The following is a 414-nucleotide window of genomic DNA, read 5'->3' as shown; positions in this document are numbered from 1 at the left end:
AGTCGGCGTCGTCGATGCTCCCCGACCCGTCGATCACCAGCCCGATGTCGAGTTTGGCGGCGGAGGCCGTGGCCGGGGCGACCAGCCCCAAGACCACCAGCCACACGCAGAGCAGCAACTTCCGTGTCATCCGGTTCCCATCGTCAAGCCGAGATCACTGATGCGCAGCTCGATGCGTCCGCCGGCCGGCACGGACTCCTCGAGGCAGGTCTGTGGAGACGGGGTCGGCGTCTCGGACGAGCCGAGCTCACACACCCGGACGCGTCCCGACTCGACCGCGAAGCGTGCCTCGCCGTCACCGTCGGTGCGCGCCGTCTCGTCACCGACGCGCAGCCACACCCCCTCCAGGGGGCCGGCCTCCACGTCGGACGTATCCGGCAGCGAGCGGACCACGACCGTGGTCCCACCCGAATC

Annotated in this window: 1 protein-coding gene; it reads right to left on the bottom strand. The window is 70.3% G+C overall.

The window, feature by feature from the left end:
• Positions 1 to 126: 126 nt before the first annotated feature.
• The coding region (locus tag I6F37_RS42080; RefSeq protein ID WP_225154682.1) for a hypothetical protein at positions 127 to 414 on the bottom strand (288 nt) is incomplete at its 5' end.

Origin of the sequence: Bradyrhizobium sp. NBAIM08 (assembly GCF_020193935.1) — a bacterium.
Taxonomy (GTDB): Bacteria; Pseudomonadota; Alphaproteobacteria; order Rhizobiales; family Xanthobacteraceae; genus Bradyrhizobium; species Bradyrhizobium yuanmingense.
The sequence above is the reverse complement of the archived record's forward strand: the minus strand, read 5'-3'. Positions and strand labels throughout refer to the sequence as shown.